This window comes from Streptomyces albidicamelliae, from assembly GCF_025642175.1.
Classification (GTDB): Bacteria; Actinomycetota; Actinomycetes; order Streptomycetales; family Streptomycetaceae; genus Streptomyces; species Streptomyces albidocamelliae.
Genome location: NZ_CP106795.1, coordinates 2296196 through 2320119, shown reverse-complemented (window position 1 = coordinate 2320119; position 23924 = coordinate 2296196). Strand labels below are relative to the sequence as shown.

At 71.1% G+C, this 23924-nt stretch carries 19 protein-coding genes and 1 pseudogene; 10 read left to right on the top strand and 10 right to left on the bottom strand.

Annotated elements, in window-relative coordinates:
* Nucleotides 1–35 precede the first annotated feature (35 nt).
* Nucleotides 36–1688: a glucose-6-phosphate isomerase gene (gene pgi, locus N8I86_RS10815; RefSeq protein WP_263277660.1), complete on the top strand. Its 1653-nt coding sequence runs from the start codon at nt 36–38 to the stop codon at nt 1686–1688.
* 90 nt (nt 1689–1778) lie between these two features.
* A complete protein-coding gene (locus N8I86_RS10810) occupies nt 1779–2552 on the top strand; it encodes a DsbA family protein (protein WP_263277659.1) in 774 nt (257 codons plus the stop codon).
* 24 nt (nt 2553–2576) lie between these two features.
* On the opposite strand, the gene N8I86_RS10805 is transcribed toward N8I86_RS10810, so the two are convergent.
* From N8I86_RS10805 to N8I86_RS10795, 3 genes are all read right to left on the bottom strand, one after another.
* Nucleotides 2577–4859, bottom strand: coding sequence for an ABC transporter permease (locus N8I86_RS10805; RefSeq protein WP_263277658.1), 2283 nt, complete (start codon nt 4857–4859; stop codon nt 2577–2579).
* Between the two features lie 127 nt (nt 4860–4986).
* A complete protein-coding gene (locus tag N8I86_RS10800) occupies nt 4987–5739 on the bottom strand; it encodes an ABC transporter ATP-binding protein (protein ID WP_073892601.1) in 753 nt (250 codons plus the stop codon).
* Nucleotides 5736–6251, bottom strand: a complete 516-nt coding sequence (locus N8I86_RS10795) for a PadR family transcriptional regulator (protein ID WP_073892599.1) — start codon at nt 6249–6251, stop codon at nt 5736–5738. The genes N8I86_RS10800 and N8I86_RS10795 overlap by 4 nt, the downstream gene beginning before the upstream one ends.
* Nucleotides 6252–6376: 125 nt before the next feature.
* Between N8I86_RS10795 and N8I86_RS10790 the strand changes: the two genes are divergently transcribed.
* From N8I86_RS10790 to N8I86_RS10770, 5 genes are all read left to right on the top strand, one after another.
* Nucleotides 6377–7648, top strand: coding sequence for an ABC transporter substrate-binding protein (locus tag N8I86_RS10790; RefSeq protein WP_263277657.1), 1272 nt, complete (start codon nt 6377–6379; stop codon nt 7646–7648).
* 135 nt (nt 7649–7783) lie between these two features.
* A complete protein-coding gene (locus tag N8I86_RS10785; protein ID WP_198960384.1) occupies nt 7784–9409 on the top strand; it encodes a glycoside hydrolase family 13 protein in 1626 nt (541 codons plus the stop codon).
* A 41-nt stretch (nt 9410–9450) separates the two neighbouring features.
* Nucleotides 9451–10776 (top strand): ABC transporter substrate-binding protein, encoded by a 1326-nt coding sequence (locus tag N8I86_RS10780; protein WP_073892594.1) that lies wholly within the window; start codon nt 9451–9453, stop codon nt 10774–10776.
* Nucleotides 10777–10787: 11 nt separating this feature from the next.
* Nucleotides 10788–12143 (top strand): ABC transporter permease, encoded by a 1356-nt coding sequence (locus N8I86_RS10775; RefSeq protein ID WP_263277656.1) that lies wholly within the window; start codon nt 10788–10790, stop codon nt 12141–12143.
* Nucleotides 12140–12979, top strand: coding sequence for a carbohydrate ABC transporter permease (locus tag N8I86_RS10770; RefSeq protein WP_073892590.1), 840 nt, complete (start codon nt 12140–12142; stop codon nt 12977–12979). The genes N8I86_RS10775 and N8I86_RS10770 overlap by 4 nt, the downstream gene beginning before the upstream one ends.
* Nucleotides 12980–12994: 15 nt before the next feature.
* Here the strand turns inward: N8I86_RS10770 and N8I86_RS10765 are convergent, their stop codons facing one another.
* The 7 genes from N8I86_RS10765 to tkt form a co-directional block, all read right to left on the bottom strand.
* Complete coding sequence (locus N8I86_RS10765) at nt 12995–13453, bottom strand: hypothetical protein (RefSeq protein WP_263277655.1); 459 nt, start codon at nt 13451–13453, stop codon at nt 12995–12997.
* Nucleotides 13454–13479: 26 nt separating this feature from the next.
* The gene (locus N8I86_RS10760; RefSeq protein WP_123438278.1) at nt 13480–13971 is read right to left on the bottom strand and encodes a lamin tail domain-containing protein; all 492 of its coding nucleotides are present in this window, start codon (nt 13969–13971) and stop codon (nt 13480–13482) included.
* Between the two features lie 204 nt (nt 13972–14175).
* Nucleotides 14176–14958 carry a 6-phosphogluconolactonase gene (gene pgl, locus N8I86_RS10755; protein ID WP_073892584.1) on the bottom strand — a complete coding sequence of 261 codons (783 nt, stop codon included), beginning with the start codon at nt 14956–14958 and terminating at the stop codon, nt 14176–14178.
* Nucleotides 14955–16040 (bottom strand): glucose-6-phosphate dehydrogenase assembly protein OpcA, encoded by a 1086-nt coding sequence (gene opcA, locus N8I86_RS10750; protein WP_073892581.1) that lies wholly within the window; start codon nt 16038–16040, stop codon nt 14955–14957. Before opcA ends, pgl begins: the two co-directional genes overlap by 4 nt.
* Nucleotides 16037–17575: a glucose-6-phosphate dehydrogenase gene (gene zwf, locus N8I86_RS10745; RefSeq protein WP_123438281.1), complete on the bottom strand. Its 1539-nt coding sequence runs from the start codon at nt 17573–17575 to the stop codon at nt 16037–16039. Before zwf ends, opcA begins: the two co-directional genes overlap by 4 nt.
* A 1-nt stretch (nt 17576) precedes the next feature.
* Nucleotides 17577–18695 carry a transaldolase gene (gene tal, locus N8I86_RS10740; protein WP_073892576.1) on the bottom strand — a complete coding sequence of 373 codons (1119 nt, stop codon included), beginning with the start codon at nt 18693–18695 and terminating at the stop codon, nt 17577–17579.
* A gap of 32 nt (nt 18696–18727) precedes the next feature.
* Nucleotides 18728–20815 carry a transketolase gene (gene tkt, locus N8I86_RS10735; RefSeq protein ID WP_073892574.1) on the bottom strand — a complete coding sequence of 696 codons (2088 nt, stop codon included), beginning with the start codon at nt 20813–20815 and terminating at the stop codon, nt 18728–18730.
* Nucleotides 20816–21193: 378 nt separating this feature from the next.
* On the opposite strand from tkt, the gene N8I86_RS10730 reads away from it, so the two are divergent.
* The 3 genes and pseudogenes from N8I86_RS10730 (at nt 21194) to N8I86_RS10720 (ending at nt 23867) form a co-directional block, all read left to right on the top strand.
* Nucleotides 21194–22150 carry a heme o synthase gene (locus N8I86_RS10730; RefSeq protein ID WP_073892568.1) on the top strand — a complete coding sequence of 319 codons (957 nt, stop codon included), beginning with the start codon at nt 21194–21196 and terminating at the stop codon, nt 22148–22150.
* A 92-nt stretch (nt 22151–22242) separates the two neighbouring features.
* A complete protein-coding gene (locus tag N8I86_RS10725) occupies nt 22243–22575 on the top strand; it encodes a hypothetical protein (protein ID WP_073892565.1) in 333 nt (110 codons plus the stop codon).
* 186 nt (nt 22576–22761) lie between these two features.
* Nucleotides 22762–23867 (top strand): annotated as a pseudogene (locus N8I86_RS10720) (amidohydrolase family protein).
* The last annotated feature ends 57 nt before the right edge of the window (nt 23868–23924 follow it).

The window sequence follows — 23924 nt, the reverse complement described above, 5'->3', positions numbered from 1 at the left end:
CAGGACAGGTGCAGGAAAGAAGGCTGAGGTCGGAAATGAACGCAGACGGCCGTACCAGGCTCAACCACACGCCCGAATGGGCCGCTCTCGCCAAGCACCGCGAGGAGTTCGCGGACACCCGTCTGAGGGATCTGTTCGCCGCCGATCCGCAGCGCGGCGACGCGTACACGCTCCAGGTCGGCGACCTGTACATCGACTACTCGAAGCACCTCGTCACCGATGAGACGCTGCGGCTGCTGCGCGAGCTGGCCGCCGCGAGGGACGTCTTCGCGTTGCGGGACGCGATGTTCCGTGGTGAGCGGATCAACGTCACCGAGAACCGGGCGGTACTGCACACGGCGTTGCGTGCGCCGCGGGACGCGGTGGTCGAGGTCGACGGTGAGAACGTCGTGCCCGGTGTGCACGCCGTGCTGGAGAAGATGGCCGCTTTCGCGGAGCGGGTGCGTTCGGGTGAGTGGACCGGTCATACCGGCCGGCGGATCCGGAACGTGGTCAACGTCGGGATCGGTGGGTCGGATCTGGGTCCGGCGATGGCCTACGAGGCGCTGCGTGCGTTCACCGACCGTGATCTGACGGTGCGTTTCGTGTCCAATGTGGACGGTGCGGATCTGCACGAGGCCACGCGGGATCTGGATCCGGCGGAGACGCTGTTCGTCATCGCGTCGAAGACGTTCACGACGATCGAGACGATCACCAACGCGACGTCGGCCCGCTCGTGGGTGCTGGACGCGCTGGGTGATCAGGCGGCGGTGGCGCGGCATTTCGTGGCGCTGTCGACGAACGCCGAGAAGGTGGCGGAGTTCGGTATCGACGTGGCGAACATGTTCGAGTTCTGGGACTGGGTGGGGGGCCGGTACTCCTTCGACTCGGCGATCGGGCTGTCGTTGATGATCGCGATCGGTCCGGAGCGGTTCCGGCAGATGCTGGAGGGTTTCCGTCTGGTCGACGAGCATTTCCGGAGCGCGCCGGCGGAGGCGAACGCGCCGTTGCTGATGGGGCTGCTGGGGATCTGGTACGGCAACTTCCATGACGCGCAGTCGCATGCGGTGCTGCCGTACGCGCATTATCTGTCGCGGCTCACGGCGTATCTGCAGCAGTTGGACATGGAGTCCAACGGCAAGTCGGTGCAGCGTGACGGTGAGCCGGTGCACTGGCAGACGGGTCCGGTGGTGTGGGGCACGCCGGGTACCAACGGGCAGCACGCCTACTACCAGTTGATCCATCAGGGCACGAAGCTGATCCCGGCGGACTTCATCGGGTTCGCCCGTCCGGTGGGTGAGCTGCGGGGTGGGCTGAGGGGCCAGCACGATCTGCTGATGGCGAACTTCTTCGCGCAGACGCAGGCCCTGGCGTTCGGCAAGACCGCCGAGGAGGTCCGTGCGGAGGGTGTCGCGGAGGAGCAGGTCCCGCACCGCACGTTCCCCGGGAACCGTCCCACCACCACGATCCTGGCCCGGGAGCTGACCCCCTCGGTCCTCGGCCAGCTCGTCGCGCTGTACGAGCACAAGGTGTTCGTCCAGGGCGCGATCTGGAACATCGACTCCTTCGACCAGTGGGGCGTCGAACTCGGCAAGGTCCTCGCCAAACGCGTCGAACCCGCCCTCACCGAAGGCGCCGACGTCCCCGGCCTCGACCCCTCCACCAAGGCACTCGTCGGCAGGTACCGGGAGCTGCGCGAACGCGGCTGACCACCCGGGCCGCGCCCGCCCGGCGATATCCGCTGTGCGTTCGCGCCGCGCATCCCCTAGGGTTCCGCTGATCCAGGGGAGGACGCACGCATGATGCGCAGGGGGTTCGCCGCGGCGGTCGCGGTGGCCGTGGTGGGGATGTCGGTGGCGGGCTGCGGCAGCGGATACCGCCCGTCGAAGGGGGAGCACGGCGCTCCCGCGGCCACCTTCACGGCCCATCCGGCCTACGCGGGACTGTCCGAGGTACCGGAGCGGCTGGAGGCGGACGGGACGACCGTCACGGTCGGGGACCCCGACGCGCCGGTGACGGTCCGCCTGTACGAGGACCCGCGCTGCCCGGTGTGCGAGGAGTTCGAGACCGAGGGCGGCGCTCCGCAGCTGCGCGAGGCCACCATCCGGCGGGAGACGAGGGTCCAGTACACCCTCGCTTCCTTCCTCGACGACCGCCTCGGCGGCTCCGGTTCGAAGAAGGCGGTCAACGCCCTGCGGGCCGCCCTGGACGCCGGGAAGTTCGCCGAGTACCACGACCTGCTGTACGCCAACCAGCCCGAGGAGAGCGTCGACGGCTTCACCGACGCCCGCCTGCTCGCGCTGGCCGGGCAGGTCGACGGGCTGCGCGGGCCGGAGTTCGACTCGGCCGTGCGCACCATGAAGTACCGGTCGTTCGTGACCGCCGCCGAGAAGCGGTACGAGAAGGCGGGCGGCGAGAAGGACCCCCGGGGGCCCGGCACCCCCACCGCCGAGATCGAGGGGGTGCGCATCCCGGCGCAGTACAACGGACTGCTCTTCGACGGGAAGGTGTTCGGCAAGCTGCTGTCCGACATCCGCAACCGGCCGCGGCAGTGGCAGGACATCCCCTTCTGAGCCGGGTGTCCTGCCGAGCCGGTCTCAGGAGACCGCGCTGAGCGTGTCCGCGAGGCGCCGCCGGGCCGCGCGCGCGGCCGGCAGCGCGGCCAGGCCCGCCGCCCCCAGCACCGCGGCCAGGAGCACCAGGAACAGCAGCCCGGGCGAGGGGGACTGGGCGATCCCGGCCCCGATGCCGCTGGAGTCGCCCTGGGCGTCGATCAGCCTGCGGGCCAGCGGCAGCCCCAGGGCCGTGGCGGCGACGGCCGCCGCCAGGGCCGTACAGCTCGTCGCCGTGACGGTGATCGCGGTGATCTGCCGGGGCGACATGCCGATCGCCCGCAGTGCCAGCACGTCCCGCTCGCCCTCGCGGACGCTGCCGCCGATCGCGGTGAGCAGCTCCACGAGTCCGATGAGGGCCAGCACGGCGATCAGCCCGGCGACGACCGCGCGCAGCGGCGACAGCCCGTCGGCGGGGTTCGTCACGGGATGCACGTCCAGATGGCCCTGGCCGGCCTCGGTGAGCGCGGCGGCCACCCGCATCGGATCGGCCCCGGCGCGCAGGCGCAGCTCGTAGAAGGCGGGGGACACCTCGGGATCGTTCTCGCGGAGGGTGTCCAGGGTGGTGGTCACCACCCGGCCGGCGTTCTGCGGTTCGAGGCTGCGGCCCACGATGTGCAGGATCTGCGGGCGGTCGCCCACCGTCATCCGCACCCAGTCGCCGACCCGCGCGTGCAGCAGGTCCAGCAGGCCCTGGCCGGCCACCGCCTCGTCCGGTCCGCGCGCGGCGCGGCCCTCGGCGAGCGCGCAGGGGTAGGGCTCCGCGTGGGTGCCGATGCCGCGCAGGGCGATCGTCCCGGTCTGGCCGGGGACCAGCGCGGCCACCTCGACGCCCGGGTAGGCGGCGGCGACCCGGTGGTCGCGGGTCAGGCCGGCCTGCACGTCCGCCGTGCCGTCGTCGCCGTCGGAGCGGACGGTGAGCGTGGTCGGCAGCCCCACCCGCCCGGGACTGCTGTGGAACCGGTCGATCGTGGTCCACGCGCTCAGCGCCACCACGATCAGCAGCAGCGGGAGGGTCAGCCGGGCCACGGTCGCCAGGGACCGGCCGCGCCCCGCGAACGCCTTGTGGCAGCCGAGGACCAGCGCGGCCGGCAACCGCAGCCCGAGCGCCCGCCGGGCCAGAGGGGTCAGCCGCCCGCCCGCCGGCGCGGACCTGCGCGGCACCGGCACGGGCGGCACCCGCCCCGCCCGCCAGGCCGCGAGCCCGGTGGTCAGGCCGATGAACAGCACCGCGCCCACCGGCACCACGAACAGCGCCAGGGTGTGTCCGGGCAGCCCCTGCCACACCCCCACCGCGTCACCGAGCCGTCCGGGCACCCGGCGGCCCAGTGCCTCGGTGAGCGCGACCGCGCCCACGGCGCCGAGCAGGGCGTACGCGAGATGCTGGAGGAGGAAGATCCGCACCACCTGGCCGGGTGTGAAGCCGATCGCCTTGAGCACCGACAGGTCCCGCAGGTGCCCGCGGATGCGGGTGGCGATCGCGCCGTGCACCGCGAGCCCCGCGGCGATCAGCGCGCCCAGACCGAAGAGGCCGAGGACCTGGCCGAGCAGCCGGTCGTCGCCCTGGGCCTCGGCGCGTGCCTGCTGCCAGGTGGACACCTCGCCGACCGCGCCGGCGCCCAGCACGGTCACGGCACGCTGCACGGCGTAGTCCGTGTCGGCCGGATCGTCGAGCCGCAGGCCGATCACCCGGCCCGCGGGTGCGCGTACGGCGGACGGCAGCGCCCACACCAGACCCGGCTGCTCACCCGGGCTGTAGTGCGGTTCGGCGCTGTCGGCGACGCCCTCCACGGTGAGGGTGCGGGCGGTGCCGGGCAGCGTCAGCGTGTCCCCGGGCTCGGCCAGCAGGGCCCGGGCGAGCCCGGTCTCCAGCACCACCCCGTCCGGTTCGGCCGGGTCCAGCCAGCGCCCGGTGGTGACCAGCGGGCGGCCGATCGAGGGCAGTGCGGGCGTGCCGCGCAGTTCCACGGAGGCACGGGTGCCGCGGGAGGAGACGGTGGCGGCCTCGGTGCGGTAGGGACCGGCGACGGACTCGACGCCGTCCAGCCGGGACAGCTTGCGGGCGTCCGCCGAGGGAGCGGTGTGCAGCCACACGTGCGCGCCGCGGGCCTGGGTGAAGATCCGCTGCCAGGGATTGGTGGCGTAGCCGAACAGGGCGGTGGCCAGCAGCAGGGAGGCGACGATGCCGGCGGTGGCGAGCACGAGGAACAGCGCCTCGCCGCGGTGCGTGCGCAGATCCGAGTGCGCCCAGCGCAGGGTGGCCCGCACGCGCCTCAGCCCCTCGCCCCACGGGAAGCGGTCGCAAGGCCGCTCGTACGGCCGGTCGCGCGGTCGGTCGGCGGCCCTCCCGGCCGGGTCGCCGGCGGCGCCGTCCGCCGAGCCGTCAGCCGCGCCATCAGTCCCTCAGCTCCAGCACACCGGAGATGCCGCGGCGCCGGGACGGCGTGGCGTCCAGGGCGGCGTCGTCGGCTATCCGGCCGTCGAAGAAGCTGATCACCCGGTCCGCGGCGCTGGCGAGCCGGGCGTCGTGGGTGACGAGGACGATGCTCTGCCCGCGTCCGTGGAAGTGGGACAGCAGCCGCATCACCTCGCGGGTGCCCTTGCTGTCGAGGCTGCCGGCGGGTTCGTCGGCGAGCAGCAGCGGCGGGTGGTTGACCAGCGCCCGCGCGAGCGCGACCCGCTGCTGTTCGCCACCGGAGAGCTCGCCGGGCATGCTGCGCTCCTTGCCCGCGAGGCCCAGCTCCGCGAGGAGGGTTTCGCGCTCGGCGCGGGCCTTCTTCGGCGGGACGCCGGCCAGCAGCGCGGGCAGCTCCACGTTGTCGGCGACGGACAGGTTCGACACGAGATTGAAGAACTGGAAGACGATCCCGATGGCCCGGCGGCGCTCCACCGCCCAGCGGGCCTCGCCGAACGAGTCCGTGCACCGCCCGTCGAGCCAGATGCTGCCCTCGTCCGGCCGCTGCAGCCCGCCCAGCAGGTGCAGCAGCGTCGACTTCCCGGCGCCGGACGGGCCGGTGATCGCCACGAACTCGCCCCGCTCGACGCACAGGTCCACCCCGCGTACGGCACGCGCGGGCGCGCCCTCGCCGTGGTGGGTCTTGACCAGCCCCTCGGCGCGCAGCAGGGGAGCGGCAGAGCCGTCGCTCATTCCAGCTCCTCCAGTTCCTCCTGGCACCGCTCCAGCCAGTCGAGGTCGGCCTGCAGATGCAGCATGGCGCCCTCGATCAGCAGGTGGGCGATTCGGTTGTCCCGGTTCTCGGCCGCGGCGAGTTTCGACAGGTCACGCATGGTGTTGAGGTACTGGCGCCGCTGCCGGTTGATGAGGGCGATCTGGTCGGCGAGACCGGTCTGCGGGGCGAGGGCGAGCTTCATGAAGAACTCGTCCCGCACCCGCGGCTCGTCCTCGGTCTCCTCGAACCAGGCGTGCAGCGCCTCCCGCCCGGCGTCGGTGAGGTGGTAGACCTTCTTGTTGGGCCGGCTGGACTGCTCGACGTCCTCGCCCTCGATCAGCCCCGTCTTCTCGAGGCGGCCGAGGGTGACGTAGATCTGGCCGACGTTCGGCTGAGGGTACGCGGAGCCCAGCAGTTGCTCAAGGTCCTGTTTGAGCTCGTAGCCATGGGCCGGACCACGGGCGAGGAGAGCCAGGAGGGGCAGGCGCACTCGTGCTGTCCTCCTGTCTGCTCAATGTGCTCCAGGCCCTAGTATCGCCCATACCTAACAGGTATACATGGCCTCTGACCCCACGGGCGAGGGTGCTCGCGGCGCCGGTGTACAGGGAGGAACCTATGCGGTGGATACGCGCCGCCGGTAGGGGCCTGCTCGTTCTCGCCGTGGTCATGACCGGTTACGTCGCCTCCGGCGCCCGCGCGGAACAGGGGAGCGCCACCGGGCGCGGACCGCTGACCCTGGCCACCGCGGGTGATCTCACCAACTATCTGGGCCCCCTGCTGGCGGGCTGGAACCGCACCCACCCCGGCGAGAAGGTCACGCTCGTCGAGCTGCCGGACTCCGCCGACGAGACCCACGCCCAGATGACGACCGACCTGCGCGGCGGCGACCGGGGCCGCTTCGACGTCCTGAACATCGACGTCAACTGGACCTCCGAGTTCGCGGCGGCCGGCTGGATCCGCCCGCTGGAACGCGGCCGCTTCCCGCTGAAGAGCTTCCTCGACCCGGTCGTGCGCACGGCGACCTACGACGGACACCTGTACGCCGTTCCGTACGTCACCAACGCCGGGCTGCTGCTGTACCGCAAGGACGTCCTGGCCGAGGAGGGAGTACCCCCGCCGCGTACCTGGGCCGAGCTGGAGCAGGACGCGAAGACCATCGCGCCGAAACACGGACTCGGCGGCTACGCGGGCCAGTTCCTGCCCTACGAGGGCCTCACCGTGAACGCGGCCGAGGCCGTGTACTCGGCGGGCGGCACGATCCTCGGCGCCGAGGGCAAGCGCGTCACCGTCGACTCGGCGGCGGCCCGCGAGGGCATCGGCTTCCTCGCGCGCGGCATCCGCGAGGGCTGGATCCCGAGGCAGGCGCTGACGTACAAGGAGGAGGAGTCCAAGCAGGCCTTCCAGGACGGAAAGCTGCTCTTCCTGCGCAACTGGCCCTACGCGTACGCCGTCGCCTCCGCCCGGGGGTCCAAGGTCGCCGGGAGGATCGGCGCCGTACCGCTGCCGGGACCCGACGGGCCGGGGAAGAGCGTCCTCGGCGGCTCCAACCTCGCCGTCAACAGCCACGCCCGGCATCCCGACTCCGCCGCACGGCTGATCTCCTACCTCACCAGCGCGCCCGTCCAGCGCCAGGTGCTCACCCGGGGCGCGCTGCCCCCCGTACGCGCCGCGCTGTACCAGGACCCCGCGCTCATCCGGCAGTTCCCTTATCTGCCGACCCTGCGCACCGCGGTGATACACGCCGAGCCGCGTCCCAAGAGCGCCCACTACGACCAGGTCAGCCTGGCGGTCCAGGCGGTCGTGCAGGACGCGCTCACCGGGCGCGAGACGCCCGAGGCGGCGGTGCGCCGGCTGGCGCACGAGCTGGCTGCCATCTCCAGTCGCTAGTTACTTGTTAGGTAACGCGGAGATCTCATCTGGGTTCGGGCTGCCCCCTTACGTCCGTCTTTGACGGGTCAACTCTCCAGTAGCTTCCGTTCTTTTCATTGACACCTTCGCGACACGCCTACCTAACATGCATGCATGTTGAGTAAGTACCACTGGTGGCGCGACGCGGTGATCTACCAGGTCTACGTCCGCAGCTTCCTGGACAGCACCGGCGACGGCATCGGCGATCTGGCCGGCGTCCGGGCCGGGCTGCCGTACCTGAAGAAGCTCGGCGTCGACGGCATCTGGCTGAGCCCGTTCTACCCCTCGCCCCAGCACGACCACGGCTACGACGTGGCCGACTACTGCGGGGTCGACCCGCTCTTCGGCGACCTCGCCGAGTTCGACCTGCTGATGGCGGACGCCCGGCGCCTCGGCGTCAAGGTGCTCCTCGACATCGTCCCCAACCACTGCTCCAGCGAGCACCCGTGGTTCCGCGAGGCGCTGGCGAGCGGGCCCGGCAGCCCGGCCCGCGCCCGCTTCCACTTCGCCGACGGCCGCGGCCCCGACGGCGGCGAACCGCCCAACAACTGGCACGCGATGTTCGGCGGCCCCGCCTGGACCCGGGTGACGGAGCCCGACGGCCGCCCCGGCCAGTGGTACCTGCACATGTTCACGCCCGAGCAGCCCGACTGGAACTGGCGCGACCCCCAGGTCCCCGCCGAGTTCGACCGCGTCCTGCGGTTCTGGCTGGAGCGGGGCGTGGACGGCTTCCGCATCGACGTCGCCGCCGGCCTGTACAAGCACCCCGCGCTGCCCGACTCGGACGACCCGGAGGCCGACGCCCGCACCCGCGACTCCGTCAACCCGCTCGCCTGGAACCAGCCCGAGGTGCACGAGGTGTGGCGTGCCTGGCGGGCCGTCTGCGAGGAGTACCGCGAGCGCGACGGCCGCGAACGCCTCCTCGTCGGCGAGGTCTCCGTCCCCACCGCCCGCGAACACGCGCTCTACGTCCGCCCCGACGAACTCCACCAGGCCTTCTTCTTCGACCTGCTCGGCGCCCCCTGGGACCCCGACTCCTTCCGCAAGGTCATCTCCGAGGCCATGCAGGACATCGCGGGCACCGGCTCGACCGTCACCTGGGTGCTCAACAACCACGACCAGGTCCGCACCGTCACCCGCTACGGCGAGCCCGCCACCGAGGGCAGCGGCCTCGGCCCCGCCCGGGCCCGCGCCGCCGCCCTGCTGATGCTCGCGCTGCCCGGCGCCGCGTACATCTACCAGGGCGAGGAGCTGGGCCTGCCCGAGGTCGTCGACCTGCCGGACGACGTGCTCACCGACCCGATCTTCCACCGCACCGGCAGCCGCGCCCGCATCCGCGACGGCTGCCGGGTGCCGCTGCCCTGGTCCGGGCAGGCCTCCCCGTTCGGCTTCACCTCCGGAGCCGAAGGCGCCAAACCCTGGCTGCCGCAGCCCGAGTACTTCGCCGAGTACGCCACCGACCGCGCCCTCGCCGACACCCGCTCCTTCTGGCACCTGTACCGCGACGGACTCCAGCTGCGGCACTCCCTGCCGCAACTGGGCGAGGGCACGCTGCGCTGGCTCGACACCCCGCCCGGCGTCCTCGGCTTCGTCCGCGGCGACGGCCTGGTCTGCGCCGTCAACTTCGGTACGGCCCCCACGCCCGCGCCGGTCTCCGGCACCCCCCTGCTCTCCAGCGAGCCCTGCCCGCCCGGCGTCCTGCCCGGCTCCACGGCCGCCTGGTGGCTGAACGACCTCTGAACCCACCCGTCAACGCCCATTCCCCCGAAGGGACATCAACGATGATGCGACGTCGTACGACTCTGCTCACCGGCTGCACCGCCCTCGTCCTCGCCCTCGGCGCCACCGCCTGCGGCGGCGGCCCGGTCTCCGCGGGCGGGGGTGACAAGGCCCTTGACGGCCAGACCGTCACCGTCGCCGGCGTCTGGTCCGGCAGCGAGCAGAAGAACTTCCAGAAGGTCCTGGACGCGTTCACCGAGAAGACCGGTGCCAAGACCCAGTTCGTGTCCACCGGCGACAACGTCTCCACCGTCGTCGGCAGCAAGATCGAGGGCGGCAACGCGCCCGACGTCGTCATGGTCCCGCAGGTCGGCGTGCTCCAGCAGTTCGCGAAGAAGGGCTGGCTGAAGCCGCTGTCGCCGGCCGCGCAGAAGACGATCAGCGCGGACTACGCGCCGGTGTGGAAGAAGTACGGCAGCGTCGACGGCACCCTCTACGGCCTCTACTTCAAGGCCGCCCACAAGTCCACGGTCTGGTACAGCCCCGAGGCGTTCACCCAGGCCGGGGTCAAGCCGCCGAAGTCGTACGACGAGCTGCTCAAGGCCGGCCACACCGTGTCCGACTCCGGTCTCGCCGCCTTCGCCGTCGCCGGACAGGACGGCTGGACCCTCACCGACTGGTTCGAGAACATCTACCTCTCCCAGGCCGGCCCCGAGAAGTACGACGCCCTCGCCGCCCACAAGCTGAAGTGGAGCGACCCCTCGGTCGTCGAGGCGCTCACCACCCTCGGCAAGCTGTTCAAGGACAAGCAGCTGATCGCGGGCGGCCAGAAGGAGGCCCTCAACACCGACTTCCCGGGCTCGGTGGAGAAGGTCTTCGGGCCCAAGGCCGAGGCCGGCATGGTCTACGAGGGCGACTTCGTCGCCGGTGTCGCCCACGACCAGTTCGGCAAGGCCATCGGCAAGGACGCGAACTTCTTCCCCTTCCCCGCGGTCGGCGGCGGCACGGCACCCGTCGTCAGCGGCGGTGACGCGGCGGTCGTCCTGAAGGACGCCAAGAACGCCAAGGCCGGCATGAAGCTCCTGGAGTACCTCGCCACCCCGGAGGCGGCGGCCGTGTGGGCGAAGGCCGGCGGCTTCCTCTCCCCGAACAAGAAGCTCGACCTCGCCCAATACGGCGACGACGTCACCCGCGCCACCGCCAAGTCCCTCGTCGACGCGGGCGACACGGTCCGCTTCGACATGTCCGACCAGGCCCCGGCGGCCTTCGGCGGCACCAAGGGCACCGGCGAGTGGAAGCTGCTCCAGGACTTCCTGCGCGACCCCTCCGACCCGAAGGCGACCGCGGCGAAGCTCGAAGCCGCGGCGGCCAAGGCCTACCAGGACTGAACGGCAGCATCATGACCGCCACACTCGTCAAGGAGCAGGCGGGCCCGCGGGCCGCCGGCGCGGCGCGCGGGCGCCGCAGCCGGCGGCGCGCCCGGCTGATCGCCCTGCTCTTCGTGTTCCCCGCGCTGCTCCTGCTCGGCGCGCTCGTCGTCTACCCGGTGCTGTTCTCCGTCGGCCGCAGCTTCTTCGACGCCTCCGGAACCCGGTTCGTCGGCGGCGGCAACTACGCGGAGATGTTCCGCGACCCGGCCACGCTGAAGGCCATCCGCAACACCACCATCTGGGTGGTGGTGGCCCCGGCACTGCTCACCGGGCTCGGCCTGATCCTGGCCGTCCTGGTGGAGAAGGTCCGCTGGGCCACCGCCTTCAAACTGCTGCTGTTCATGCCGATGGCGGTGTCCTTCCTGGCCGCCGGCATCATCTTCCGGCTCGCCTACGACGAGGACCCGGACAAAGGTGTGCTCAACGCGGCCGTCGTCTCCGTCCACGACGCCTTCACGGGCACATCGACGTATCCCACGGCCCGAGGCCGGGTGGGCCTGCTGGACCAGGGCCGCGACGGCTCCTGGCTGACCCGCGCGGGCGTCTCGCCCGGCGAGTCGGTGGCGATCCCCATGGTCGGGGTGCTGCCCAAGGACCTGCCCGCCGGCACCGAACCCGCGCGGACCGCGGCCTCGCACGCGGTCTCCGCCAAGGAGGTGCGCGGTGTCGTCTATCTCGACTTCACCCCCGGCGGAAGCGGCAGGCAGGGCAAGGTCGACGCCCGGGAGAGCGGCCTGCCCGGCATGAAGGTCGAGGCGCTGCGCGACGGCCACCCGGTCGCGAGCACGACGAGCGCAGCCGACGGCTCCTTCCGCTTCCCCGGTCTGGCCGGCGGCTCGTACACCGTGAGGCTGCCGGCGGCCAACTTCGCCGCGCCCTACCAGGGTGTCTCCTGGCTCGGCCCGACCCTCGTCACCCCCGCCATCATCGGCGCGTACCTGTGGATCTGGACGGGCTTCGCGATGGTGCTGATCGGCGCGGGACTCGCCACGCTGCCGCGCGACGCGCTGGAGGCCGCCCGGATGGACGGCGCGAACGAGTGGCAGATCTTCCGCCGGATCACCGTTCCCCTGCTCGCCCCCGTGCTCACCGTGGTCTTCGTGACCCTCGTGATCAACGTGATGAAGGTCTTCGACCTCGTCTACATCATCGCCCCCGGACCGGTGCAGGAGGACGCCACCGTCCTCGCCACCCAGATGTGGCTCGTGTCCTTCGGCGGCGGCAACAACCAGGGCCTCGGCAGTGCCCTCGGCGTGCTCCTGCTGCTCCTGGTGGTTCCCGCGATGGTGTTCAACGTCCGCCGCTTCCGAAGGAGTCAGCGATGAACGCGATCAGGCGGGGCCTGGGCAACGGACTGGTGCAGGCCTTCCTGGTGGTGATCGGCCTCGTCTGGCTGACCCCGCTCGCGGGGCTGTTCCTGTCCTCCCTGCGCTCGGCACAGGACACGGCGAAGGGCGGCTGGTGGACCGCGCTCGCGAGTCCCGGGCAGCTGTCCTTCGACAACTACTCGGCGCTGCTGAAGAACTCCGGCATGACCCAGGCGTTCTGGAACACCGTGCTGATATCGGTGCCGGCGACCACCCTGGTCGTCGTCATCGCGGCACTCGCCGGATACGCCTTCGCCTGGCTGGACTTCCCGTTCCGGGAGCCCCTCTTCCTGCTGGTGGTGGCCCTGCTGGTGGTGCCGGTGCAGATCGGTCTGCTGCCGGTGGCCAAACTCTTCGGCCAACTGGGCCTGTTCGGCACGATCCCCGGAGTGGTCCTCTTCCACGTGGCGTACGGGCTGCCGTTCGCGGTGTTCCTGCTGCGCAACTACTTCGCCGAGATGCCGAAGGAGATGCTGGAGGCGGCACGGATGGACGGCGGCAGCGAGTGGCGCATCTTCACCCGGCTCGTCCTGCCGGTGGGCCGCCCGGCCATCGCCTCGCTGGCCATCTTCCAGTTCCTGTGGGTCTGGAACGACATGCTGGTCGCCCTGCTCTTCGCCGACAGCTCCGCCCAGCCGCTGACCGTGCAGCTCCAGTCCCAGATCCGCCAGTTCGGCAGCAACATCGACGTCCTGGCGCCGGGCGCCTTCCTGTCCCTGATCGTGCCGGTGGTGGTCTTCTTCGCCTTCCAGCGGCACTTCGTCCAGGGCGTGATGGCGGGCTCGGTCAAGTGACCGGGCCCGCCGGGCTCACGCGTACGTCCAGCGCCACGCGTTGGAGCTGTAGGCGCATCTGATGCGGCTGCCGCTCGCGGTGGTGGTCGTCGCCCCGTGGTCGCTGTTGCGGCAGAACTGGCCCGCCGAGTAGCAGTTGCCCGCGTTGGAGACGATCGAGCAGGTGCCGGTGTGGGTGGAGCCGGAACCGGTGCCGCTGGTGTCACTGCGCACCGTGCCGGCGGCGGCCCTGGTGACGGTGACGGTGGGTCCGGGCTTCCTGACGGTCTTCGTCTTCGTGACCGTCGGCCCGGGCTCGGGCGAAGTGGTCACCGTGGCCGTCGCGGTGACGGTCACGGTGGGGCGGGGCGCCGGCGTGGACGCCTTGGCCGCGCCGTCGTCCGCGGATCCGCAGCCGGCCGCACCCGCGGCCAGCAGGGCCACGCCCACCGCCCACGTCCGCACGCGCCGGCTCGCGTTCTTGTACCTGTGCACGGTCACTCTCCCCGGATGACGTTCTGTCAGTGGAAGGAGATGTAGCCGTTGCCGTCGCGGTCGTCCTTCGACTTGCTGTAGGCGTGGGTGTCCGCGTGGGCGCCGGACGGCTTGGACAGGTAGATGGTGTCCTTGTCGTTGTTCCACATGAAGTTGCAGTTCTGGCGGTAGACGACGTTCTTGGCGTCCGAGTCGGTGCCGTGGCCGCCGCGCAGCTTCACGTAGTCGCCGGGCTCGAGGTAGTGGTTCGAGCGGAAGGTGAACCTGTTGCCGGTGGCGTCCTTGACGACGTAGCCCTTGAGGTTCACCTTCGCCGTGCGCGAGTAGTTCCTGATCGTCAGGTACTCGCTCTTGCTGTTGCCCGTGGTGCAGTTGTTCGAGTCCCGCCCCGGGGCGTCGTACTGGACACCCTTGATCTTCAGGGCCGAGGAGTACTCGGTGGCCTGGGCCGGAGCGGCGATGACGACGGCGAGCGTTCCGGCGGCGGCGGTGGCGGCCAGGGCGAAGCGTATGCGCATGAGGTCCCCCCTCAGTGGTGCGATCGATGCGCTCAGGAGCTTACACACAAGTTGAGTGTTGTATGAATGTTTCGTGGAGAGAGTGAAGGACTCGCTGAGTACTCGCTGAGGGGGAGTCAGCGCACGACAACGACGAGGGCGGCAGGGAGTCGTTCCCTGCCGCCCTCGTTCTCCGGAGATTCAGCGCATCACCGGTTCACCGGCTCATGGTGAAGCCGGCGGATACAGCGACCGCGGCAACTGCGAGGCCGCGGCCGCGTCCAGCAGCCACAGCGTGCGCGAACGGCCGTACGCCCCCGCCGCCGGCGCCTGGATCTCGCCCGCTCCCGACAGCGCGATGGCCGCCGCCTCCGCCTTGTCCTCGCCGGCCGCGAGCAGCCACACCTCGCGGGCCGACCGGATCGCCGGAAGGGTCAGGGTGATCCGGGTGGGCGGCGGCTTGGGCGCGCCGTGCACCCCGACCACCGTCCGCTCGGTCTCCCGCACGGCCGGCAACTCCGGGAAGAGCGAGGCCACATGGGTGTCCGGACCGACGCCCAGCATCAGCACGTCGAAGGCCGGCACCGGCCCGTGGTCCTGCGGCCCGGCCGCCTTCGCCAGCTCCGCCGCGTAGGCCTCCGCCGCCGCCTCGACGTCCGCGCCGTACGGACCGTCGGAGGCGGGCATCGCGTGCACGCGCTCCGGATCCAGCGGCACCGAGTCCAGCAGCGCCTCACGGGCCTGCGTGACATTGCGCTCGGGGTCGCCCTCGGGGAGGAAGCGCTCGTCGCCCCACCACAGGTCCAGCCGGCCCCAGTCGATGGCGTCGCGGGCGGGCGCCGCAGCCAGCGCAGCCAGCAGGCCGTTGCCGTTGCGGCCGCCCGTGAGGACCACGGACGCGGCGCCCCGGGAGGCCTGCGCGTCCACGATCTTCGTGATCAGGCGGGCCGCGGCGGCCTGCGCCATCAGTTCCTTGTCGTGGTGGACGACCAGCTGCGGAGTGCTCACTTCGCCGCCGCCTTCCTCGCGGGTGCCTTCTTCGCGGTCTTGGCCGCGGCCTTCTTCGCCGGAGCCTTCGCGGCCTCCTCGACCGGCCGCTGCTCCGCGACCGCCTCGTCACCGGAGCCGGCCGAGTCGGCGGACCGCTCCGCGGACTGCCCGGGGACGGTGCCGAGGCGCTCCACGCCGTAGCGCAGCGCCGACGCGTAGGTGTCGTCCGGGTCCAGCCGGCGCAGCTCCTCCGCGATCAGCTCGGCGGTGTCCCGCCGCTTCAGCGCCACCGCTCGGGCCGGCTGGCCCTCGATGGTCAGCGTGGCCAGCGAGCCGTCCGCACGGTCCAGGGCGATCGGACCGCTGGTCGTCTCCATCCGGACCGCGGTGAGGCCCGGACCGTCCGACAGCGACCGCTTCACCGGCACGTCCAGCCGGTCGGCGAGCCACATCGCGAGCAGCTCGCAGCTCGGGTTGAACTCCTCGCCCTCCACCTCGACCGCCCGCACCTCGCAGGTGACCTGGTCCAGGGCCGCCGCGAGCATGGAGCGCCACGGGGTGATCCGGGTCCAGGACAGGTCGGTGTCGCCGGGCGTGTAGGCCGCGGCACGGGCGGACAGCTCCCGCACCGGCTGCTCGGCGGCGTAGGTGTCGGTGACCCGGCGCTGGGCGAGCGCGCCCAGCGGGTCCTTCGCCGGGTCCACCGGGGCGTTCACCGGCCACCACACGACGACCGGCGCGTCCGGCAGCAGCAGCGGCAGGACGACCGAGTCGGCGTGGGCGACGACCTCGCCGTACAGCCGGAGCACGACCGTCTCGCCGGTGCCCGCGTCCGCACCCACCCGCACCTCGGCGTCGAGGCGGGAGGAGGTGCGGTCGCGCGGGGTGCGGGAGACCCGCTTGACGACCACCAGCGTGCGCGAGGGGTGCTCGCGCGACGCGTCGTTGGCGGCCTTCAGGGCGTCGTAGGCGTTCTCCTCGTCGGTGACGATGACGAGGGTCAGGACCATGCCGACGGCGGGGGTGCCGATGGCGCGGCGGCCCTGGACGAGCGCCTTGTTGATCTCGCCGGCGGTGGTGTCGGTCAGATCTATCTTCATGGCCGGCGCCAGCTCCGTCCGTCTCGTGCGAGCATCTCGTCCGCCTCCACGGGACCCCAGGTGCCCGACGGGTACTGCGCGGGCCTGCCGTGCTTGTCCCAGTACTCCTCGATCGGGTCGAGGATCTTCCAGGACAGCTCGACCTCCTCCGTGCGCGGGAAGAGGTTGGCGTCGCCCAGCAGCACGTCCAGGATCAGGCGCTCGTACGCCTCGGGGCTGGATTCGGTGAAGGACTCGCCGTAGGCGAAGTCCATGGAGACGTCCCGGATCTCCATCGAGGTGCCCGGCACCTTGGAGCCGAAGCGGACCGTGATGCCCTCGTCCGGCTGGACGCGGATCACGATCGCGTTCTGGCCCAGCTCCTCCGTCGCCGTGTGGTCGAAGGGGGAGTGCGGGGCCCGCTGGAAGACCACCGCGATCTCCGTCACCCGGCGGCCGAGCCGCTTGCCGGTGCGCAGATAGAAGGGGACGCCCGCCCAGCGGCGGTTGTCGATCTCCAGCTTGATCGCGGCGAACGTGTCGGTCTTCGACTTCGGGTCGATGCCCTCCTCTTCGAGGTAGCCGATGACCTTCTCGCCGCCCTGCCAGCCGGCCGCGTACTGACCGCGCACGGTCGACCTGCCCAGGTCCTTCGGCAGCCGTACGGCGCCGAGCACTTTCTCCTTCTCGGCGGCCAGTGCGTCCGCGCCGAAGGAGGCGGGCTCCTCCATGGCCGTCAGGGCCATGAGCTGGAGCAGGTGGTTCTGGATGACGTCACGGGCGGCGCCGATGCCGTCGTAGTAGCCGGCCCGCCCGCCGATGCCGATGTCCTCGGCCATGGTGATCTGCACGTGGTCCACGAAGGACCGGTTCCAGATCGGCTCGAACATCGTGTTGGCGAAGCGCAGCGCCAGTATGTTCTGGACGGTCTCCTTGCCGAGGTAGTGGTCGATCCGGAACACCTGTTCCGGCTCGAACACCTCGTGCACGACCTTGTTCAGCTCCTCGGCCGACTTCAGGTCGTGGCCGAACGGCTTCTCGATGACCGCGCGCCGCCAGGATCCGCCGGACTGGTCGGCGAGACCGTGCTTCTTGAGCTGCTGGATGACCACCGGGAAGGAGCGGGGCGGCACCGACAGGTAGAAGGCGAAGTTGCCGCCCGTGCCCTGGGCCTTGTCCAGCTCCTCGATGGTGGCCCGCAGCCGCTCGAACGCCTCGTCGTCGTCGAAGGTGCCCTGGACGAAGCGCATCCCCTGGATGAGCTGCTGCCAGACCTCCTCGCGGAACGGGGTGCGCGAGTGCTCCTTGACCGCGTCGTGGACGACCTCGGCGAAGTCCTCGTGCTCCCAGTCGCGGCGGGCGAAGCCCACCAGGGAGAAGCCCGGCGGCAGCAGCCCCCGGTTGGCGAGGTCGTACACCGCGGGCATCAGCTTCTTACGGGACAGGTCGCCCGTGACGCCGAAGATGACCAGACCCGACGGCCCCGCGATACGCGGGAGCCGTCGGTCGGCCGGGTCACGAAGCGGGTTCGCTCCGGAACCGGAAACGGGTGACAAGTCAGCCCTCCGTGGGGGCGAGGCGCTCGAGCTCCGCCTGGGTGGACTTCAGCAGGTCGTTCCAGGACGCCTCGAACTTCTCGACGCCCTCGTCCTCCAGCACCTGGACCACGTCGTCGTACGAGATGCCCAGGTTCTCCAGCGCGTCGAGGTCGGCGCGAGCCTGCTCGTACGTGCCGGAGACGGTGTCGCCGGTGATCTCGCCGTGGTCCTCGGTGGCCTCCAGGGTGGCCTCCGGCATGGTGTTGACCGTGTTCGGCGCGACCAGCTCGGTGACGTACATGGTGTCGGGGTAGGCCGGGTCCTTGACGCCGGTCGACGCCCACAACGGACGCTGCTTGTTGGCGCCCGCCTTCTCCAGCGCCTGCCAGCGGTCGGAGGAGAAGACCTCCTCGTACGCCTGGTAGGCGAGACGCGCGTTGGCGACGGCGGCCTTGCCGCGCAGCGCCTTGGCCTCGTCGGTGCCGAGGGCGTCCAGGCGCTTGTCGATCTCGGTGTCCACGCGGGACACGAAGAAGGACGCCACGGAGTGGATCAGGGAGAGGTCGAGGCCCCGCTCCTTGGCCTTCTCCAGACCGGAGAGGTAGGCGTCCATGACGGCCCGGTACCGCTCCAGGGAGAAGATCAGGGTGACGTTGACGCTGATGCCGTGGCCGATCGTCGACGCGATCGCCGGCAGGCCCGCCCGGGTGGCCGGGATCTTGATCAGGGTGTTCGGGCGGTCGACGAGCCAGGCGAGCTGCTTGGCCTCGGCGACGGTCGCCTTCTCGTTGTGCGCGAGGCGCGGGTCGACCTCGATGGAGACCCGGCCGTCCTTGCCGCCGGTGGCGTCGAAGACGGGGCGCAGGATGTCGGCGGCGTCGCGGACGTCCGCCGTGGTGATCATGCGGATGGCCTCTTCCACGGTGACCTTGCGGGCGGCGAGGTCCGAGACCTGCTGGTCGTAGCCGTCGCCCTGGGAGATCGCCTTCTGGAAGATCGTCGGGTTGGTGGTGACGCCCACGACGTGCTGCTGGTCGATCAGCTCGGCGAGGTTGCCGGACGTGATCCGCTTGCGCGACAGGTCGTCCAGCCAGATCGCGACGCCTTCCTCGGAGAGGCGCTTGAGTGCGTCTGTCATGGAATTACATCTCCTACGTGTCGATATGAGCGTCAGCGCTGTGCGGCGGTGATGGATTCCCGGGCCTTGGCGGCCACGTTCTCGGCAGTGAAGCCGAACTCGCGGAAGAGCACCTTGCCGTCCGCGGACGCACCGAAGTGCTCCAGGGAAACGATGCGGCCGGCGTCCCCCACGTACTTGTGCCAGGTCAGCCCGATGCCCGCCTCCACGGCGACTCGGGCCTTGACGGACGGCGGCAGCACGGAGTCCCGGTACCCCTGGTCCTGCTGCTCGAACCACTCCACGCACGGCATGGACACGACCCGGGTGGGCACGCCGTCGGCCTGGAGCCGCTCACGCGCCTCGACGGCCACGTGCACCTCGGAACCGGTGGCGATCAGGATGACCTCGGGGTCGCCGCCCTCGGCCTCGAACAGCACGTAGCCGCCCTTGACCGCGTCCTCGTTGGGCTCGTAGGCCGGCACACCCTGGCGGGTGAGCGCGAGGCCGTGCGGCTGGCCCTTGCCGAACTCCTTGGTGTAGCGCTTGAGGATCTCGCGCCACGCGATCGCGGTCTCGTTGGCGTCGGCCGGGCGGACCACGTTCAGGCCCGGAATGGCGCGCAGCGAGGCGAGGTGCTCGACGGGCTGGTGCGTGGGGCCGTCCTCGCCGAGACCGATGGAGTCGTGCGTCCACACGTACGTCACCGGCAGATGCATCAGGGCCGACAGGCGCACGGCGTTGCGCATGTAGTCGGAGAAGACGAGGAAGGTGCCGCCGTAGACGCGGGTGTTGCCGTGCAGCGTGATGCCGTTCAGCTCCGCGCCCATCGAGTGCTCGCGGATGCCGAAGTGGATCGTTCGGCCGTACGGGTTGGCCTCGGGCAGCGGGTTCCCCGCGGGGAGGAAGGAGCTGTCCTTGTCGATCGTCGTGTTGTTCGACCCGGCGAGGTCGGCGGAGCCGCCCCACAGCTCGGGGACGACCGCGCCGAGCGCCTGCAGCACCTTGCCGGAGGCGGCGCGGGTGGCGACGGCCTTGCCCGGCTCGAACACCGGGAGCTTCTCCTCCCAGCCGGTGGGCAGCTCGCCCCGGCTGATGCGGTCGAAGTCGGCGGCGCGCTCGGCGTTGGCGTCCCGCCATTCCTGGAAGGACTTCTCCCACTCCGCCTTGGCCTGCCGGCCCCGCTCCAGCGCCTGGCGGGTGTGGTCGATGACGTCGCCGTCGACCTGGAAGGACTTCTCCGGGTCGAAGCCGAGGACGCGCTTGGTGGCCGCGACCTCCTCGTCACCCAGCGCGGAGCCGTGGGCGGCCTCGGTGTTCTGGGCGTTCGGGGCCGGCCAGGCGATGATGGAGCGCATCGCGATGAAGGACGGCCGGTCGGTGACCGCCTTGGCCCGCTGGATCGCGGCGAAGATCGCCGCCGGGTCCAGGTCGCCGTTCTCCTGGGCCTCGACGCGCTGCACGTGCCAGCCGTAGGCCTCGTACCGCTTGACGGTGTCCTCGGAGACGGCCGTCTCGGTGTCGCCCTCGATCGAGATGTGGTTGTCGTCCCACAGCAGGACCAGGTTGCCGAGCTTCTGGTGGCCGGCGAGCGAGGACGCCTCGGCGGAGATGCCCTCCTGGAGGCAGCCGTCTCCGGCGATGCAGTAGATGAAGTGGTCGAAGGGCGACTCGCCCTGCGGGGCCTCCGGGTCGAACAGGCCGCGCTCGTAGCGGGCGGCCATCGCCATGCCCACCGCGTTGGCGACACCCTGGCCGAGCGGACCGGTGGTGGTCTCCACACCCCTGGTGTGCCCGTACTCGGGGTGGCCCGGGGTCTTCGAACCCCAGGTACGGAAGGACTCCAGGTCCTCCAGCTCCAGGCCGAAGCCGGCCAGGTAGAGCTGCGTGTAGAGGGTCAGGGAGGAGTGTCCGGCCGACAGCACGAAGCGGTCGCGTCCGACCCACTCCGGGTCGGCCGGGTCGTGCCGCATCACCTTCTGGAAGAGGGTGTAGGCGGCCGGGGCCAGGCTCATCGCCGTACCGGGATGGCCGTTGCCGACCTTCTGCACGGCGTCGGCGGCCAGTACGCGGGCGGTGTCCACGGCCCGCTGGTCCAGGTCGGTCCACTCAAGGTCTGTGGTGGTCGGCTTGGTGCTCACCCTGGGTCAGGGCTCCTCTCCACATGTCGGTCGCCGGTCTTCGGGCCATGCCCGCGACCCGGCCGCCGGCGTGCTTCTGCCCGCCGGCCGTTGTCGAGCCTACCCCCGTGAGGACGTGCGTTTTTTCGAGTGTTTCCAGACTGCCGGGAGTCCGTGCGATCCGCCTCCCGACTGGCCGGGAAGGCATTCGGCACATGAATACGGAGGCGCTCATCTGACTGCTCAATCGAGCCCGATCGCGGCCGATGAGCGACCCCTGTCAACACGAGCCCACCCCCGCGAAGGCCGGGGTCTGGGCAACGTCTAAAGTGGCGTGGTACGCGCGAGCCTTTACCGGGACCTCACACGGGGGGGCTTGCTGGGATGTCTCTGTCAGGGGTGTGCGTGACGGCCGTCGAATCCCGTCCATCGGGTGTGCTCGGTGGTGCGAGCCAGGGCCCGGCTCATCGGCCGTTCGGGGCCCGTGTCAAGGCGTTCGTGGCGCTGACCAAGCCGCGGATCATCGAGCTGCTGCTCATCACCACCGTTCCGGTGATGTTCCTGGCGCAGCAGGGTGTGCCGGACCTGACGCTGGTCCTGCTGACCTGTGTCGGCGGGTACCTCTCGGCCGGCGGCGCCAACGCGCTCAACATGTACATCGACCGGGACATCGACGCCCTGATGGACCGCACCTCGCAGCGGCCGCTGGTCACCGGCATGGTGAGCCCGGTCGAGTGCCTGGTCTTCGGCATCACCCTCGCGGTCGTCTCCACGCTGCTGTTCGGATTCACCGTCAACTGGCTGAGCGCCTGGCTCTCGCTCGGGGCCCTCCTCTTCTACGTCGTCGTCTACACGATGATCCTCAAACGGCGTACGTCGCAGAACATCGTGTGGGGTGGCATCGCGGGCTGCCTCCCGGTGCTGATCGGCTGGTCCTCCGTCACGAACTCCATGTCGTGGGCGCCGGTCATCCTCTTCCTCGTCATGTTCTTCTGGACGCCGCCGCACTACTGGCCGCTGTCCATGAAGGTCAAGGAGGACTACGCGCGCGTGGGCGTGCCGATGCTGCCGGTCATCGCCTCCAACAAGGTCGTCGCGCGGCAGATCGTCATCTACAGCTGGGTGATGGTCGTCGTCTCCCTGCTGCTGACCCCGCTCGGCTACACGGGCTGGTTCTACACGGTGGTCGCCCTCGCCGCCGGCGGCTTCTGGCTCTGGGAGGCGCACGGCCTGCAGAACCGGGCGAAGGCCGAGGTGAGCGGCGCCAAGCTGAAGGAGATGCGTCTCTTCCACTGGTCGATCACCTACGTGTCGATCCTCTTCGTCGCCGTCGCGGTGGACCCCTTCCTCCGCTGACGTCACCTGCTCTCCCGACGGGAGGGGTGCGTGGTCAAGGCCACGCACCCCTCCCGTCGCCGTTTGATCTACCCGTCGGTAGCATCCTGGCCATGGCAGACACGCAGCAGGTTGACCCGAAGGCCGAGGCCAAGGCCGAGCGCAAGGTGGCGAAGCTCGCCCGGCAGATCAGCGCCTTCTCCAAGGCGCACGGCGGTGCCGAGGGCCAGGTGGCCCACATCGGAGAACGCGGCGCCCGCATCGTCCTCGTCGGCGAGGACGGCGGCTGGGGCGACCTGGTGGCCCCCACGTACGCCATCGCCGAGCAGGCGGTGGAGAAGTCCGGCATCACCGTGCACGAGTCCTTCGACGGCGAGTTCGCGGCGAAGGTGCGGACGGGTCCGTACGAGTGGAAGCGGATGGCCGGCATCCAGGTCGGCGGCTGAGCGACCCGCGCCGGAGGGGCGCGGGAAACCGCGGGCAGCCGCATACCGGACGGGCACGGGACACCGTGCGATCAACCACATACGGTCTCAACCCGCCAAAGAACCCGCAGTCCCGGGCTCGGCCGCGACCTCGCACCCCGTTCCCCCGTTAGGCCCCTCGAAGCCAGCGCCCACGGGGAGGCCGGAATGATCGAGACGCCGTCCCTCGTGGACCAGTACTGCCACGGCGTACTGCGCACCGAGCTGGGCCTCGGCACCTTCGAGGCCCAGCTGGCCCGCACCGAGGGGCCGCCGGCTCCGGGCACCACCCTCTTCGACACCCAGACGGGTTTCGCCGTACGGCGCTGGTGCCCGCCCCTGCTCGGCCTGGAGCCGCACTGCCCGCCGGCCCGCTACCTGGCCCGGCGCCGGGAACTGGGGGTCCTGGAGGCGGGCCGCCGACTGCTGCGGGGCAGCGGCATCACCACCTATCTCGTCGACACCGGCCTGCCCGGCGACCTCACCGGGCCCGCCGACATGGCCGGCGACGGCGACGCCGACGCCCGCGAGATCGTCCGGCTGGAACTGCTCGCCGAGCAGGTCGCCGACACCTCCGGCACCGTCGAGGCCTTCCTCGCCAACCTCGCCGAGTCCGTCCACGGCGCCGCCGCGACCGCCGTCGCCTTCACCTCCGTCGCGGGCCTCCGGCACGGCCTGGCCCTCGCGCCCGAGCCGCCCGGACCGGGGAGGTGCGCGGGGCGGCGGGCCGCTGGCTGGCCGGACGGCGCGTCGGCGGGCCGCTGACCGACCCGGTACTCCTCCGGCACGTGCTGTGGATCGCCGTCGCCTCCGGCCTGCCGCTGCAACTGCACGCCGGGCTCGGCGAGCCGGCCTCCCGCATCGACCGCACGGACCCGGTGCTGCTCACCGACTTCGTGCGGGCCACGGCCGGTCTCGGCACCGACCTGATCCTGCTGCACGGCTATCCGTACCACCGTCACGCCGCCCATCTGGCGGGCGTCTTCCCGCACGTCTACGCCGACTCGGGCGCGGCGCTCGTGCGCACCGGCGCCCGCGCGGCCACGGTCCTCGCCGAGATCATGGAGCTGGCGCCCTTCGGCAAGATCCTGTTCTCGACCGGCGCCCACGCCCTGCCCGAGCTGCACGTCGTCGGCGCCCGGCTCTTCCGCGAGGCGCTGGGCCGGGTCCTCGGCACCTGGGTCGCCGACGGCGCATGGTCCCTGGAGGACGCGCAGCGGGTGGCCCGGCTGATCGCGGCGGACAACGCGCGCCGCGTGTACGGGCTGGGATGAAGCCGTACCGGCGGCCGCCCGGCGCACCGGCTGAAACGAGACCTGTACCAGGAAGGC